Origin of the sequence: Gordonia sp. DT218 (genome assembly GCF_049847105.1) — a bacterium.
Lineage (GTDB): Bacteria > Actinomycetota > Actinomycetes > Mycobacteriales > Mycobacteriaceae > Gordonia.
Map to the genome: position 1 here is coordinate 533,291 of NZ_JBNCNS010000004.1, position 16,765 is coordinate 550,055.

Annotated in this window: 8 protein-coding genes; 6 read left to right on the forward strand and 2 right to left on the reverse strand. The window is 61.5% G+C overall.

Annotation, left to right across the window (positions count from 1 at the left end; all coding sequences use genetic code 11):
* Nucleotides 1-537 precede the first annotated feature (537 nt).
* Nucleotides 538-2,532: an SIR2 family protein gene (locus ACPXCG_RS17830; RefSeq protein WP_425793352.1), complete on the forward strand. Its 1,995-nt coding sequence runs from the start codon at nucleotides 538-540 to the stop codon at nucleotides 2,530-2,532.
* 152 nt (nucleotides 2,533-2,684) lie between these two features.
* Here ACPXCG_RS17830 and ACPXCG_RS17835 read toward each other — a convergent pair whose 3' ends face one another.
* Both ACPXCG_RS17835 and ACPXCG_RS17840 read right to left on the reverse strand, forming a co-directional pair.
* Nucleotides 2,685-3,533, reverse strand: coding sequence for a DNA-processing protein DprA (locus ACPXCG_RS17835; protein ID WP_425793354.1), 849 nt, complete (start codon nucleotides 3,531-3,533; stop codon nucleotides 2,685-2,687).
* 2 nt (nucleotides 3,534-3,535) lie between these two features.
* A complete protein-coding gene (locus tag ACPXCG_RS17840; RefSeq protein ID WP_425793356.1) occupies nucleotides 3,536-7,546 on the reverse strand; it encodes a DEAD/DEAH box helicase in 4,011 nt (1,336 codons plus the stop codon).
* A 195-nt stretch (nucleotides 7,547-7,741) separates the two neighbouring features.
* On the opposite strand from ACPXCG_RS17840, the gene ACPXCG_RS17845 reads away from it, so the two are divergent.
* The 5 genes from ACPXCG_RS17845 (at nucleotide 7,742) to drmB (ending at nucleotide 16,763) form a co-directional block, all read left to right on the forward strand.
* Nucleotides 7,742-9,130, forward strand: coding sequence for a restriction endonuclease (locus ACPXCG_RS17845; protein ID WP_425793357.1), 1,389 nt, complete (start codon nucleotides 7,742-7,744; stop codon nucleotides 9,128-9,130).
* 174 nt (nucleotides 9,131-9,304) lie between these two features.
* Entirely contained in the window at nucleotides 9,305-9,697 is a 393-nt protein-coding gene (locus ACPXCG_RS17850; protein ID WP_425793486.1) for a very short patch repair endonuclease, read from the forward strand.
* 312 nt (nucleotides 9,698-10,009) lie between these two features.
* On the forward strand, nucleotides 10,010-11,815 hold the full coding sequence (locus ACPXCG_RS17855; RefSeq protein WP_425793358.1) for a UvrD-helicase domain-containing protein: 1,806 nt from the start codon (nucleotides 10,010-10,012) through the stop codon (nucleotides 11,813-11,815).
* Nucleotides 11,812-15,000: a helicase-related protein gene (locus ACPXCG_RS17860; protein ID WP_425793359.1), complete on the forward strand. Its 3,189-nt coding sequence runs from the start codon at nucleotides 11,812-11,814 to the stop codon at nucleotides 14,998-15,000. The genes ACPXCG_RS17855 and ACPXCG_RS17860 overlap by 4 nt, the downstream gene beginning before the upstream one ends.
* Nucleotides 14,997-16,763 (forward strand): DrmB family protein, encoded by a 1,767-nt coding sequence (gene drmB / locus ACPXCG_RS17865; RefSeq protein ID WP_425793360.1) that lies wholly within the window; start codon nucleotides 14,997-14,999, stop codon nucleotides 16,761-16,763. The genes ACPXCG_RS17860 and drmB overlap by 4 nt, the downstream gene beginning before the upstream one ends.
* Nucleotides 16,764-16,765 lie beyond the last annotated feature (2 nt).

The window sequence follows — 16,765 nt, forward strand, 5'->3', positions numbered from 1 at the left end:
CCGGTATGACTGATATCAGCGGCTCGCAGCGGTCCCGCACGAACTCACCGCCGGCAGGTCACCATGGCGCCGGAACCGAGGATGCGCGGTCAGACGAACTCGCGCCGCTGGTAGGCCGAGCCTCGACTTGGGGCCAGCGACCTGCTGTTGTCGAAAGCTTGGTTCGTCGTCACTCCGCGGTGTTGCTCGCTGAGGTCTGATTCAACGAATCGAAAGCGGCGACAAATGCTGCGCCACAGCGACGTTAGTGGTGGCGAGGTACTCCCTGGGGGGCGACGGCGTGGCTGGCGCCAACAAGCCCCGGTCATTCTTGCCGTTGGCAACGTGAGCACGGAACAAGTCATCGGGGTCACCCGTCTGTTGACGGTGGTAAGAGCGGGACTCAAGACGGCTGGAGTGACGCCCTGGCACGGAAGGCGGCCGGACCAGAGACAAAATGTGGCGCATGGCGAACCATGGTGTGATCACGTTATCGGGTGCGCGATCTCTCTCGACGGATCCAATGTGGCTGTACGACTCCGCTCCTACAGTGGACTTGTGACCAACACTGGCAACCGAGTTCCCGGCCATCTCTTCGTCGTTCAAGGGTTGATTCAGAAGATTCGATTCGATGCAGTGGTGGTGCCGACCGACGACTGGTTCAACGTCAAGTCATACTGGCATCCGCTGTTCGGCGGCGTTGCGCCCGCGAAGCCCGTAAATTGGACCGGCGGATATCAGCGAGCCAATGAACGAAGCTCGGTGTGGTTTGTCAGCGTGAATGATGGGCAACCGGTGAGAGGCCCTCGTCTGACTGCCCGGGTCAGGAAGCTTGTAGCCGATATCGCCGACGTCGCCGAACGCCCTGACGACCGTGCGTTACCACTAATTGCCGTACCGGTTCTCGGTATCGGCAAGGGTGGGCAGAGTGACGAGCGGGGCGAGGTCATCCGGCTTCTCGTTGAGACATTGCGGAAGGTCGCCCGAGAACATTGCATCGATGTAGTGCTAGTAACGAACGAGCAGGCCGCCTTCAGTGCAGTTCAGCATTTGCGACGCGCGGGTAACGGACAAGGGTGGGAGCTGAGTGACGCCGAGCTGGACGTCGCTCGCGATGTCGGCGACCAAGCCCAGCAAGGCCAATTGGCCGTCCTCCTCGGTGCCGGAGTGAGTATTGCTGCCGGCCTACCGAGCTGGGGCGAACTGCTGACGGAATTGGCGCGCCATGCGGATCTCGGTGAGGAGACTTTCAATAGCCTCAACGGTAGCCCACTCGACCAGGCCGAGTTGATCGCGCAGAAGCTCGGTTCCCGACTCGGAAGTCTCGTAGCCGAGATTGCGCGTCGAGCCGATCGAGTCTCTCTTGCGCACGCGTTGGTTGCCGGCATGGACTGCCAGGAAGCCGTGACGACAAACTATGATCGTCTGTACGAGGATGCCGTGGAGTTCGCAGGCCGAAGCCGGCCCTCCTTGCTGCCGTGGGAACCCGTGGAGGGAAACCGTTCCTGGATTCTGAAGATGCATGGGGATGTCGAGCGGCCGGACTCGATAGTCCTCACCAGGAGGAGCTTCGTCCGTTACGATGCGACGTTTCGACCCGCTGGCTCGCTGCTGCAAGCCTTGATGATGACCCGGCATCTGCTCGTGATCGGCACGTCGATGACCGATGACAACGTTATCCGTCTGGCGGTCGAGGTCGACGACTTCATTTCACGGGCGAAGCAGTTCGGCACCTTTATCGATGTGTCCGGCGCTCCGGTTCGAGCCCAGTTGTGGGCAGGCCGCTTTCGCTGGCACGTTTGTGCCGGTGAAAAGCCTGCCGAACGTGTCCGGCAGATGGAGATCTTCCTTGACGCTGTGGCCACCTTCGCCGCCCGCGACGCGTCGTGGCTGCTCGACGACCGATTTGCCGGGCTGCTCACTCCTGAAGAGAGTGACTGTACGGAGACGGCGCTCCGCGCGTACCAGTCCGCGCATAGAAGCGACAGTCGGCTCCTCCTGCCGCTGAGGGATGGCCTGGCGACCTTCGGTGCTGATCGCTCGAAGGACCCGCGCGCACTTCTCTTGACGGAGCTCCGCGAGTTGCCGTGGGCCACAAGCCAAGGGCGCCGTGCGCCATACAAGCATGTCCTGCTCGTGTGGGCGATCACGAGGGCACAGCAGGGGAATGAGAGGCTGGCGGTGTTTAGCGAAGTGCGCTCTGAACTCGCAGACTTACTATTGCCCTTCAGGGTTGGCGAAGAAGCGGCGCCCAAGCCGAGCGACCCGTGGGAACGTCTGAATAGCTCGATGTGGTGGGAGTTCCGTGTCACCGACGAAGCGGGTGTCGTGATCGCCAACTACTCGAAGGCAGGTCTATCACGAGAGGCGTGGAGCGAAGTCACCAAAGATGACGCGTTTGCCAACGAAGCTATCGAGGAACTGGCCAGATTGGTCATCGAGGAAGTGGGTGACTCCAGTGGCGTGGAACAACTCTTGCGAAGCTGTTGCCTACCAATTGATCGTCCGGTTCCGGACGGAACTACTATCTCATCAGTCAGCAGCGAGGCGTAGCCGCGACATCGACCGTTGGTGCATTCGCATCGTGGCCGTTTGCGAGCGCCGAGTCTCGTGGTCCAAAGGCTCGGGAGCAGCCGTGGCAGTTTGTCTGCGTCTGTTTGCTCGACCTGAACAACTTAACAGCCGACCTGGCCCGCAGGGTCCCCCTAGAGCAAGGTGCCTTGCTCGGGAGGCTGCCACGGCTTCGCCAGTTCGTATCGGAGCTGCTGAGGAGTGTCGATCGGAGCTGCGCCGTCTTCGATCAGCATCGCATTACCCCGCGGTTCATCGCGCCCGTAAGTGAGCGCGAGCACGGGCTTGTTGAGCTTCAAGGCCTCGCGCCCAGCGGCGAGGGAACCCCCCCGCTCGCGGGCCTCCACGACGATCAGCTGCTCACCTAACCCACAGATGACGCGATTGCGTGCCATCGCGTTGCGGGTAGCCCATTTCTGACCCGGCGGGAACTGGGAAACGATGAGGTGGTTGGTCGCAGTGAACATTCGCTCCAGGGTGGGGCTCGGACGGAAACATGTAATCCCTTCCGGCAGTACAAGAATCGATCGACCTCCATGCATCAGTGCCGACCGGGCGGCGAGTGAATCGACACCCCGGGCGTTGCCTGCCACGAGACACACACGTTCTGCCGCCATGATCTCGCCCAGTCTCGTAGCGGCGGAGGCACCTGCGTCGCTGACGTCTCTCGAACCGCTGACTGACACGCACGGTTCGCGAAGCAGTTCGATGTTTCCGCTATAGAACAGTGCGGGAACCATCGCTCGCCCGCGATGGAACAGTCTGGCCGGAAAGCCTGCTTCATCCACAGCGAGCGTCCGTACGCCTGCCGATGTGAGACTACCAACCTCGGCCTCGATGGCAGCTCGGCCGTCGGCGCTCAGACCAGCGACGAGACTGTCGACTACTAGGTGATCGAGAAGCGCATCGCGCACCCGGGCGGGGGTGCGGAAACGGTGAAATGCGGCGAGTACACGGAAGGTTGTGCCAGCGGCGTCTTCCATACTCAGTTGCTACGCATCGTCTTTGCTGCCACAAGGCCGACCACTCGGCCGGCTCCCGCGGCGCATGCTGCGCGGGCGGTCTCGTCGAGCGTCTGACCGGACAAGAACACATCGTCGACGACGATGCAGCTTCCGGTCAGTGGTTCGTTGACTCTGAACAGACCATCTAGGTTGGGACGATTCAATCCTTTGCTTTGTGGACGGGTTGGACCCCATGTCTGCACCAGATGCTTGCCCGTATTCGTCGCCACCGATTTTGCCAGCTGTTCGCCCAGACTCCTTCCAATTCCACTGGAGCCCGGCACACTTAGGATCACCTCAGCGGATGCGAAAGCCGGGTGCCGCCGGGCTACGGCGGTGAGGGATGTGCTCAACGCGAGAAACTCGGGTGAGTGTTCGGCCGCTCGGGAGTCAGGCTTCCGGTATTTCAAGATGTTGATCCGCTCGCCTGTGATTGTGTTCTCCCACTCGTCCGGCTCGAGTAATGGATCGAGAACTTTGTACCAATCAATTGCGACGGCCAGATCCACGTGACTCATCTGGCGAGTCTCCAACGCAACGTATTCCGTCAGGATCTTGGCAAGGTGTCGGCATCCCGTTGACACCCCACACGGCCAGTCAAGTCGAAGTTCGTCGCCCTCCGCGGTGTAAGAATCTGGCGGATAGTTGAACTGCTCACGGAACAGCGAGGTGATCTGGGCGATGGCGGAGTCGCTCCCACGTAGCGATAGTCGGCTTGCGATAGCGCCTGGTTCAATTGGCCGGGCTTCGACGAGAGCGATCCGTCCGCGAGGATTTGCCGATTGCTGGATGCTGTAGGTGAAGCCCCCTGCGGCATCGCTGGCCACCGGATCGGGGAATGCAGCGACAACTGGAAGTGACGCTGCGAGAGTGTCGAAATAGGGGTAGGTGCGCCAACTCTCCCGGTCACCGACGGCATATACGCGTCGCTTCGCGCGACTCACCGCGACGTTGAGCAGGTTCGGAGTCTTGGATGCCCACGATTTTGCCCCCGGCCGGTTCGGATCGCCACCGAGAACCAGTATGACTACATCGGCTTCGCGTCCTTGCGCAGTGTGGATGGTGCCGGCGCGGATCGCCTGCCCGCAGATACGCTGGACGACTTGAGCAACAGCCCGAAAAGGGCTGATGACAAAGATCTCGTCGGGATCGATCTTGGCATCCACCAGCGCGTCGAGAATTCGGCGAAGCTCATCGATCTGAGATGGGACCAAGTGGCCGCGCGAAGGCCCACTGATGTCGATCCACATACTTTCGGGAAGTGTGACCGGTGGACGCGTTGCCACCGCACTGATCATCATGCCGTCGTAAGCGACTCCGTTGCTGATGTCGAACATTGGGCTTTCGCATCGCCGGTGCACCCGTAGGGGTGCACCGACCCAAATATCGCTGTCGCCCTGGGGAAGTAGAGTTCCCCAGTGGTTGGTTGAGTCGGCGAGTGTCTGTACAGAACTCCGGGCCGGTACCCACTTGTCGTCGGTTCCGAAGGTGTTCGAAATCGCCTTCTGTAGCCGGACCGGAATGGTGAGGACCGGCTCGAGTTGGAGGGGGTCGCCGACGATGATCGATCGACGGGAGCGCCAGATCGCGCCCGCGGCGGCTTGGGGCGTGGCTTGGCCGGCTTCATCGATGAGCAGCCATCCGATGTCCTCGCGTCCCAGGTGGCTGAACATTCGTGCGAAGGAAGCGAACGTTGTCGACACAACCGGAACGAAGAAGAACAAGGTTTGCCATGCGGCTCTTGCCTTCTCGACGGGGAGATCGCTTGGTGCGGTACCGGCGAGTATGTCGTTGACTGCGAGTAGACCGGAGCGGAGCTGCATTGGGACGTGGGCTGAGAAGTGGCGATGGAGTTCGATTGCGGCCACAAAGAGCCGACTGCGGGCAGCGCAACATTCTGGGTCGAGCCAGAGCGATTGGAGTTCCCGGCGAGTTGTGTCCTTCCACCACGTGCGGTCTACGGCGAATACTCCCCATCTTTCTGCATCGCGGGTCGCCCTCCGACGCAGCTCGGCAATCTTGCTGTCCAGCTCCATGATCTCGGCACGGAGTGACTCGAGGTCAGGGCAGGAATTTCCGATTGCGTCGGCTTCGGCGGCAGCGTCGGTCAGGTACCCGATTCGTATCGCGATTTCGTCGTCGATTCCAGATCGCACTTTTCGCCAGTCAATGAACGCCTGCCTGCGAATTGCACGAGCGACCAAGCCGGGTCGCTGTTTGTCGTGTACCTGTACCTGGGCCTCCAATTCCGCGCGTTGGTTGTCGAGCTCAGTGATACGGTCGCGCAGCCTGTCCAGCTGCAGGTCCATGTCGTGGGCAATCGATGATGAGCTATCGAGCTCCACCGTGGCGGCCTGTAGACGTGAGTGGAGAGCAGTAAGCTGGAGAAGGTCATCCGCAGCACGCTGCCGTTTCGCCAGAATCTGACTGACGCTTTCACGCGCTGTTTGATAGTCAGCGACAGCTTCCTCCCACGACTTGTCAGCGCTGGACTCCGCCATGCGCTTCAAGAGTGTGTTCATACCTTCGCGGTCGCGGGCGCCGTCCTCACGGAAGCGGTTGGACACGGAATCAAAGAAGAAGTGCGTGAGGAACTTCGAGCGATTGTCCTTGTTTCCGAGTCGAGCTGCGATCAACCCCCAGGCCGGTCGCGTTGATTCGTCGACGACATCGCTTCGATTGAGCATCGCGGTGGCGATGTCGACGAAGTGGTCGAGGCCATCGACAAACTGGGTGTCGGCTACCGCTGCCCCGGGGATCTCTTCGGAGATGTTCTCTACCGCAGCGTTGTTCGACGAAGCAACTACCATCTCGTGACCGGTGAGTGACGGGATCCACCGAGGAGCAGTTTTTCGAAACCCATCGCTTTGCCACGTAAGGCTGCCATCGAACGCTGCGGTCGGCCGCGGCAGCTCGGCCAGCGCGTCCGCTCGGTCCACGATGACGGAGGCGATCACATCGCGCAGGAGGGTCGTCTTGCCGGTCCCCGGGGGGCCGTTGATCGAAAACAGGCCCGCACCGGCGGTTAATTCGGCCCGAGCAAGGTTGATCGCGAGTTGTTGACTCAGCGCGGCCGGATGGTCGGCTGGAGAGGGCCAGCGGCCCGCTGGCAGCATTTTGGGCGCTACGGCGTCGAACACACGATCCAGGTCGTGGCGTACATCGATGCGTTCATCCGAGTCGGCTCGATCCGCAGCCAGGTATTGCCGCAGTCCATCACCGATGTCTCCGGCCCTGGCAGCAGCACGCGTTGTACCGAGATCCGTCACGTAGAAGCTGTTCAGCAGGTCGTGGTTGTCCTGCCCCGTTTGCGCAGTCGGGATCGTAAACGTCTCGATCCGTATCTCGTTGTGATCAAGTACGCCGGAGTTCAGCTGCAAGACCTGGCCGACAGCTGCGCGCAGTTTGTGGATCGTCTGCTCCGTGAGAGGTACCGGGCCGGTATCCGATCCGGCCGCTGAGGCAGTATGGGACAGGATTCGATCCGATAGCTGGAAGGCCTGCTCGGCGGCCTCCTCGTAGCCATCTACCCAATCGAGGCCTGTCAGACGGTTGCTCTGTCGTTGGCCGAACGAGTTCACGGCGCCGACGGCCCAGGAGCACCCGGAGACCACCAGTGAGTTCAGGTCGGCATAGCCGTCGTCGTCGACGAGCATTGCTGCACAGGCGCTTTCGCCTCCGGGGTGGCTATCCAGCCCTTCATCGTCGGGAGCGAAGACCCTATCGAGAATCTCGTAGGCCTCGGGCACCGAGTAGACCCCGAGGTAGATCGCATGGCGCACATGGTGCTTCTTCGGTATGCGTATCGTGCGCCGAATTGCATCGGGCCCCCATGGCAGGCCGTCTTGTAGCAGGTGGGTTTGGCGTACCGGACTATGTCGCTCGATCTTGGGGATCGAGTTCGGCGTGAAGAGTTCTATCGCCCTCCAGTAGCCGAGGATGTTCTCAGGCTTGCCGCCGCGTCGATCTCGGTCGCGGAACAAGGGCGTCATGTTGCCTCCCCGATGAGCAATAGTCGTCGTGTCGAACAATACGGGCTACGACTGCGAGCTCGAAGATTTCGCGTGAGGGACCTGCTCGTCCTCGCGGGAGTGGCCGCGGTCAAGATGCGGAGACTGACAGGCTCGCCGTCAGTCGGATTGCTCGTAGGATGTGCTCGTCGCTCACGAGAAGGTCGGAGAATGCACGTGCCTGACGAGTTCGAGGAAAAGCAGCGCCCAGACGTCGTCTGGAGTCCGCCCGAGATGGCTCTGGCGGCCCCTCGGGTGGTGGCTGTGCACGACAAACTGCGTTACGCACAAGGCGCTGACCAGAGCGATCTGTCGATAGACGGATTGCCGAATTACCACTGGCTGATGAGCCCGTCAGCCCTCGATTTGCCGAAGGTCATGCTCGAAGCCGGTATAAACGCCCCGGCCGACCTGGTCGCGCCAGACGGAAACCGACGCCCACTGGTTGCGATCAGAAGCAGCCCATGGAAGGCGGGACACGAGTCGAACCCCTGGCACGACGACTTCGACCTCGATCACGGGCACGTTCGCTATTACGGTGATCACAAACCGTCGACCATCGGGCTACCTGGTGCCACAAAAGGGAATCGACTTCTGCTCGAAGCGGCCAGGCTTCATTCGGGAACAACGATGGAGGAGCGGCTTCTGGCGCCGCCGATATTGATATTTCGGGCGATCACTGTCTACCGCGCTGGACGTGCTGTGGTGAAGGGCCATGTCGAGTTTTGTGGCGCGTCGATCATCGAACGCCTGGAGCACGTCGTTCAACGCGATCCTCAGTCGGGCCGGAGTTTCCCGAATCTCGTCCTCGATCTCGCTGTCGTCGCCGAGACCGACATAGATGGAATCGACCTCCGGTGGATTGACGACAGACGAAACGTATCGATGACTTCGGCGGACTCTCTCCGATACGCGCCGGCCGCGTGGAAACGGTGGGTGCGCGAGGGCGCGATTGCAATCCCGCGCATCAGGCGTCGGGTGCTGGCCAGCACAGTGCGAAGCGCGCCAGAGCAGCAGCCTGATCCGGGGAGCAAGGAGGCCGAAGTCCTCAAAACCCTGTACAGGTTCTATGACGGACAGAAGCACGCATTCGAGTTGCTCGCATCTTGGGTCGCCGCCGAGGTTCTCCGCAAGTCGGGGGCTCAATACAAGGAAGGCTGGTTATCTCGTCCGTCGGGCGATGGAGGGGTTGACTTCATCGGCCGCATCGATATGGGATCAATCAGCGCAAGCACCCCCGTGGTCGTCCTCGGGCAGGCCAAGTGCATTATCCCGAGTTCTACCGTTTCGCCCGAGCAGGTGGCGCGAGTCGTGGCTCGCCTACGACGTGGCTGGATCGGCGTTTACGTCACGACAGGTTCCTTCTCCAGGCAGGCCCAGATCGGGATCATCGATGACCAGTACCCTGTCATCCTGATCGCAGGTGGTCTGTTGGCTGAAACCGTGGTCAGGATGATCGAGGCCAACTATGGAGGCGATCTCCAAGTGCTCCTTCAGTCGACTGTCGATCTGTACGCCGAGAAGATCACGTACCGCAGGCCAGAGGAGGCCATTTCGTCTATTTAGCAGCTTGCCTGGTGCGCTCGTCCTCACCGCGGCCACGAGTCGACCACCTCGGAGAGCTCCGGCCTGCGACGTGTCTCAGCCGCCGGGTTCTATCCTGAGACGGTGCGACCTGACGAGGCGCGTAGTTCGACAGCAGACCGGCCGCCCGCATCTTCCGATGCCGTGCGCGTCCGTATGAGCCGCCAGCGAAGCAAGAACACTGATCCCGAAACCCGAGTACGACGGAGCCTTCACGCGCGTGGGATCCGGTTCCGGACCGACGTCAAGCTCGAACCCGATATGCGGACGCGTGCGGATATAGCCTGGCGAGGCCTCAAGCTCGCGGTCTTCATTGACGGGTGCTTTTGGCACGGGTGTCCCGAACACGCAACTCGCCCCGCCGCGAACGCCGGTTGGTGGGCGCAGAAGCTCGACGCGAATGTAGCTCGCGATCGCCGTACGGACGCTGCGTTGACCGACCGAGGCTGGACAGTGCGGCGCTGCTGGGAACACGAGGACCCCGACCTGGTAGCGGACTGGATCATATTGGACCTGTCCGTGCTCAGACATCGCCGCAGCAACGGATAATCGACTGTCGAAAATGAACACTCCGTGTCGTCTGGCCGGACTACACCGTTGACCAACGTGCGTTGTCCAATCGATCAGATGTTCGAGTTTTATTGCGTCGCTTACCAAGTCGTGTCTGGCCATTCGAGATGGCGGGAGCGAAATTGTCAGGGCGGCAAGGTAAAACTTCTGTGAGACTTCCCGTTGTCGGCTGGATCGGACCAATGTGATTCGGCCGGACTGTCACATCTGCGCGCATTCGTACGGTAGAGGTGAACGAGGGTTAGTACGAGTCACCACCAACGCCCCGCGGGCCAGACCAGGATGTAGACGATGAATGCGGAGATCGAGTTTCGGCTGGACGAGGAACAGACCAGGGTCGCGGAGGCCGACGCGGACGAGCGGCTTGTCGTGATCGCCGGCGCTGGTCAGGGCAAGACCGAAGTGGTGGCGTCGCGGTTGGCGCACCTGATCGAGCAGGAGGGACTCTCGGCGTCGACGGAGCTCCTTGTGCTGAGTTTTTCGCGCGCCGCGGTTCATGCGGTTCGGACGCGACTCGCGGATCGGGAGACTGCCGAGGTCAACGTTCGGACGTTCGACTCGTTCGCGTCGCAACTCCTACTTGATGAGGACATCGAACCGACGGGCACATTCGACGATCGGATCCGGCAGGCGACGGAGATGCTGCGCCGCGCGGATGGCGCGCCCTACCTGATCGCAGACCTTCAACACGTCATCATCGACGAGGTGCAGGACCTCGTGGGTGACCGGGCCGACTTCACGCTCGCGATCCTCGACAAACTGTCTGACGACGCCGGCCTGACTATTCTCGGGGACCCGCTCCAGGGGATTTATGACTTCGTGCTGGAAGAATCGAAGAGCAAAACGTCGTTCGACGAGTTCTACGGTCGGCTTACACGCGATCACAATGCGGGACGGGTGGCGCTGTCGCGTAACTATCGTGCTCGCGGTGACGACTGTCAGAGAGTGGTCGACCTCGCCCCAGATCTGCGCAACCTCGACGACGCCCAGGCAGCGATCAGAAGCCTGGCGGACTTCGAGGCTTCCTTGCCACACATGGACAGAGTCGAGGACTGGGATTTCATCTCGCTGTACGCCGGGCGTTCCGCGGTGCTCTGCCGAAGCAATGCCGAGGTCCTCAGAATTTCGCGTGCGATGGCCGACCAAGGCATACGCCACGCAGTCAGGAGGCCGGCTCAATCCTTCGGCGCCGCGCGATGGATCGCGCCGGCGCTGGCAGAGCTTGCCGGACCGGTGGTTGCCCAAACCGACGTAGAAGCCGCGCTGGAGCGGATGGTGGACGATCTCGACAGCGGTGACGCGTGGTACCTGCTGAAATCCGCCGAAGGCGCATCGCGCAACCATCAGCAAATCGATCTCGGTCGCTTGCGGAATCGCGTTCGGTCCGGCACCGTGCCGCTTACGCTGACCCAAGGCGACGACGCAGACGTCATCGTCTCGACGATCCACCGGGCAAAGGGCCTGGAGTTCGACAATGTCTTCATCGTCGAGCCAGGCTACGAGCCCGACGATGGCGATCTGTGGGCCCGTGTGCGTCGGCAGTATGTAGCGCTGACGCGGGCGAGGGACAACGTCGTGATCGTTCAACCCACCCGGCATCGATCGTCGATTCGCGAGCATGGCTGGCTTGCGAACAGGCTTCAGGAACGTGTCGGCGCAAACGGCAGCTCCCGGGCGCGTGCGATCGAATTCGGTCACACCGACGTCTATGTCGGCCGTCCCACGAGCGCCGGTCCGAAAGATGCAGCAGCCGTTCAACGTGTGCTCGAAGCAGCATCCCCGGGGTGGCCCGTTGAAGGACTCCTCGATACGGAGCGGTCCGACTTCGAGTTCCCCATCTACACCCTGACCACCGATGGGGTGCCGATTGGCCGCACAACCGAAGAGTTCGGCGCAGCATTCGCGTCGGCGTTCAAGATCAAGCCGGGGACATGGCCTGCCGAGCTCGTGGACCTGATGCTGGTGTCCGTCGAGTCGATGGCGGGCGATCCGCGATTCACCGAAGAGGCCGGGCTCGGACCCGGAGGTTTCTGGTTGGTCCCACGCGTGGTGGGGCTTGCCAGGCCGCAGTGGGATGTCATGGAGGCAGTGGGATGAGCAAGCAGGACGAACTCGCGGAGAAGTATCGCTTTCGGGAGGAAATGGTCGACGCACTTGCGGCCGACCTGATAGGTCCGGCAGGCGGTGAGAACGAGACGATCGAGGAAATGCCCCTGAACCGGTATATCGTTGGCGCCTTGTGGCCGCGCCCGGCTGATGACGAGCTTCCGGACGAGGCCGAACAGGAACGCGCAGCGGACCCAGAGGGCGCCGAGGCCGATGCAGAAGGCGCCGACGACGGCAGCCCGGTTGCCCAGGCGCGCATGCGGTTTCCATCATCGGTCGGTTTCACATTCTCGGTGCGCGCAGCTGCGGGATATCTCACCATCGAGCCCACCGCGGCGAGGTACGAGCAGCTTGTCGACGACGATGAGGCTGCGCTGGACTGGAAGCGCGTTCCTGTCACCGGCCATTCCTACAGTCAGAAGCTGGACAAGCCGGGCGTCTATCGCACTGATGTCGAGCCCGGCCTCGAGTTGTACCGCTATGTCCGGCCCGAACGTGACGGCATCGTCACGGTGTCAGTCGCACTCAACAACACCCATAAATCGGTCAAAGGTGATCTGCGTGATGCGCTCGCGTGGTTCCAAGTTGGAGTTGCCGTTTACACCCAGGCTGCCGATATCGTCGACCGCTCGGCACCGCGCAATCTCGAACATGACCCGGACCTGGCCAGTGCGGCGCTGATGTATCGGCATGCCTACACGTTCGCCATCGGACACGGGTGCGCGGCCGACTGGGATCTCGACTCCATTGAAAACGGATCCGTGTCCAAGGTTGCGACGACATTCATCCCCTCCCACGAGGTGCATCGAGCCAAGCCCGGGACGCTTGAAGGCATCGATCTCAGCATGGCGACACTGGCGGACAAGCCGGACGTGGTGACGACGAATCTTCGAGGCCTGACGGCAAAGTACCGCGAGTGGATCGACGACCTCGAGCGGGACATCGACAGCGGTGCTGTCGCGGTGGCCGCCGAACTGCGGCCTGTCGCGCAAGGTCATCTCGCCGACATGCGGTCCGCCGCCGGTCGGATCGATGCCGGGATTCGACTACTCGAGGACGATCCCGACGCGTTCAAGGCGTTTCGCCTGGCCAACCGCGCCATGCAGCTCCAGCGAGCCCGGCAGGACTGGGTGCGCTCGGGCGCAAAGGACGGGGAACTGACCGACGGTTCAGAAGCGGCGTGGCGCCCGTTCCAGATCGCGTACGTCCTTCTCAATCTGCCGGGGATCGCCGATCCGAAGCACGAAGACCGAGACGTGGCCGACCTCCTGTGGTTCCCGACCGGTGGCGGAAAGACGGAGGCCTATCTCGGGTTGGTGGCCTTCGTGATCTTCCTTCGGCGGATCAAGAACTCGTCCGCGATGGGTGTCGCTGTGATCATGCGATACACGTTGCGATTGCTGACGATTCAGCAGTTCGAACGAGCGTCCATGCTTATGTGTTCGCTGGAAACTGTTCGCAAGGATAACCCGGAACTCGGATCGCGCAGCTTCTCGATCGGGCTATGGGTGGGCTCAGGTGCCACTCCCAATTCCATCAAGGACGCCAAGGCATCGCTTCGAAAGCTGGCGAACAACCAAGAGCTGCAATCCGAGAATCCGGTTCAACTCACCCAATGTCCTTGGTGTGGAGCGCCATTGACTCACGAAAACTACAAGGTCAAACGTGATCCGGAAGACCGGCTGATTGTGGCGTGCAATCAGTCTCGCTGCGACTTCAGGGCGGGGTTGCCGGTACACCTTATCGACCAGGACGTGTACGAAGCGAGGCCCGAGCTGATCCTCGGAACTGTGGACAAGTTCGCGATGATGAGCTGGAACGACAACGTCGGGAAACTGTTCGCCCGCGATGGCAAAGGCAGCCCGCCTGAGCTCATCATCCAGGACGAACTGCACCTCATCTCGGGCCCGCTTGGCTCGATGGTCGGACTATACGAGACCGCGGTCGATTTCGCCTGCACGGTGACTTCTCTGCGGGAGGAGGCAAATCGAGCGCGCCCCAAGGTGATTGCGTCAACCGCAACCATTCGTCGCGCAGACAGGCAGATCCAGGCGGTGTTCGCCAGGAAGGCTGCACTCTTTCCGCCGCCTGGCATCAACCCGGACATGTCGTTCTTCGCGGAGCCGTCTAGCAAAGATGAGCTCGGTACCCGGCGCTACGTCGGAGTCATGGCTTCGGGAACCAGCCACGCAACCCTCCTCGTCCGGGTGTACGCGGCTCTTCTGCAAGCAGCTAAAGATGTTAAGGGCGACGACGACACTCGAGACCCGTACTGGACGCTGCTCGGATACTTCAACAGCCTAAGAGTGTTAGGAAGTGCCAACCTTCAGGTCGAAGGTGATGTTCGCGAACGACTCGAACTGCTCGCAAAGCGAAATGGGACCGACAAACGCGACCGGATCGTAATCAGCGAACTGACGAGCCGGGTTGCCTCATCGGAAATACCGGCGAATCTCAAGCAGCTCGAGGAACGTGTGGGTGGCAAGAATCCTCCGATCGATGTCGTCCTTGCGACGAACATGATCTCGGTGGGTGTCGATATCGACAGACTGGGCCTGATGACGGTGATGGGACAGCCGCAGGCCAGCGCCGAGTACATCCAGGCGACGAGCCGTGTAGGCAGGCAACACCCGGGCCTTGTCGTCACCATCTTCAATTCGGCACGGTCGCGCGACCGCTCTCATTATGAGAGCTTCACGCCCTTCCATCAGGCGCTCTACCGTGCGGTCGAGGCAACGAGTGCGACACCGTTTGCCGCTCGTGCTCGCGACCGAGGCCTGCACGGCGTCTTGATCTCCCTCGCACGTCTTCTCATTCCCGAAATGTCCGTGAACAACGCTGCCTACCTTGCGGATCAGTACTGGGATGAGCTTCGCGAGATCGCCGGATTGATCGAGTCCAGAGCTGCGCAGGTGGCGGCGGACGAGCTGGACGCGACGTGCGAAGAGGTCGATGCCCTGCTGGATGTCTGGGCGAGTGAGGGGCAGGCACGACCGAACATGAAGTATCGCAACACCAACCATGAGGCCTCACTACTGATCACGCCAGAGGACGCGCTGACCGAGGACGAAGTCGACTATTCGCAAGATGACGTTCCATGGCCCACCCTGCAGAGCATGCGTGACGTCGACGCCGAGAGCGGCCTGTTCCAGGTCGTTATGAAGGGGAAAGCATGAGCAAGATCGACGCCAAGGCACGTCGCAGCCAGTTGCTGAGTACGTATGGGATCGGTGGCCTGTTTCCCTCGGAGACATCGAGTTTCATGATTGCAGGTCTCGATTACTGGAACGAGGATCGCGCGCCGGCGGTCAGTGAGCCTAGGCTCGCACGCTCTCTCGGTGTGCGTGAACTCAAGATGCCCCCGGCGAGCCCCAAGGACAAGAAGACCCGCGACGTTCCGGTAGTCCGCTTCCCTCAAACGCAGATCTGCCCGGCGTGCCGCAAGATCGGCAGAACCCATGACCTTGGCGGTGATTGGAACGCCGACAAGTGCAAGTGCCAACGAAAGGCAGGGCCCTCCGGCGCTGCGCTCTCCCCTTTCCGTCTCATCACGGCATGCATGCGAGGCCATGTCGACGAGTTCCCATTCTTCCAATGGCTTCACAACCATCAGGTGACGACACCGGGTGACACGCATCAGATGGTCATGAAGTCCCTCGGCCGGACCTCCTCGCTCGAGGACCTCGTCCTCGAATGCAGCTGCGGGGTGAAGGAACGGTCCCTGGACGGAGCCTCGCGTTCGAATGCCATGAAAGGGGTCCTGGTCTGTAAGGGCAAGCGCCCGTGGCTCGGCCCGGAGTACGCGGAAGATTGTGGAGAGACACCGCGAGTTCTCCAGCGCGGTGCATCCAATGTCTGGTTTCCGGCGGTTCGCTCGGCGATCTCGATTCCACCGTATTCAGAACCATTGGCGAAGTTCGTGAACAAGCATTGGACTTCTTTGAAGGATCCCGCAGGCGTGAACGATGTGCTGCTGCGGAACATCGCCGAGGAGTCCCGGGGCCGATTTACGGTCGACCAGATCGTTGCGGAGGCCGAGCGTCGCCGTGGCGATGAGGAAGGTGAAGCGATCGGGGAGGAACAACTTCGAAAGCAGGAATTCGGTGCCTTGCTGGAAGGCACGGATGGGGTCAAGGACGAGTCGGACTTCGTCTGCGAGAGGGCTGGGTCAGCTGGCGACTTTCCAGAACCAGTACCCGCGGTGCTGACGGACCTGCGGAAGGTGACCCGCCTACGCGAGGTACGGGCACTGTACGGATTCTCTCGGCTGAACGGGGCGGCTGATCCGGACACCATGTGCAAGCTGTCCGGAGAGCCAAAGGACTGGCTGCCCGCGATAGAAGTGATCGGTGAAGGAATCTTCTTGGCGTTTGACCGCGAGGCGCTGACGTCATGGGCATGCGAGCCGTTCCCCGAGGGCCGCAGGAGAAAGCTACAGGCCTCAGCGAACAAGCAAGGAGAGCAGTTCAACAAGCCGCCGATCAAGGTCGATATAGCCAAGGTCGCCCTCCACACCTTCGCCCACGTTCTCATCGACCAGCTCTCCCTCGACGCCGGCTACCCGGCATCGTCACTACGTGAGCGTCTGTTCGTCGACGAGGAGATGGCAGGCATCCTCATCTACACCGCCAGCTCCGACTCCGCGGGAAGCCTGGGAGGTGTTGCCTCTCAGGCAGATCCCGACCAGTTCGCGAGTGCCGTCCGCGAAGGTCTCATCCGACTCTCGTGGTGTTCATCCGACCCGGTCTGCATCGAGTCGACCGCATCCGGCACCGACGCGCTCAACCTCGCGGCGTGCCACGCGTGCGTGCTCGCACCCGAGACCTCGTGCGAACTCAACAACACGCTGCTCGACCGCGCGTTGCTGTTCGGGACGCACGAGCCCGGCGAGGAAGATGCAGGACTGTTCAGCGAATACCTGGCACAGGTCCAGGCGTAGGT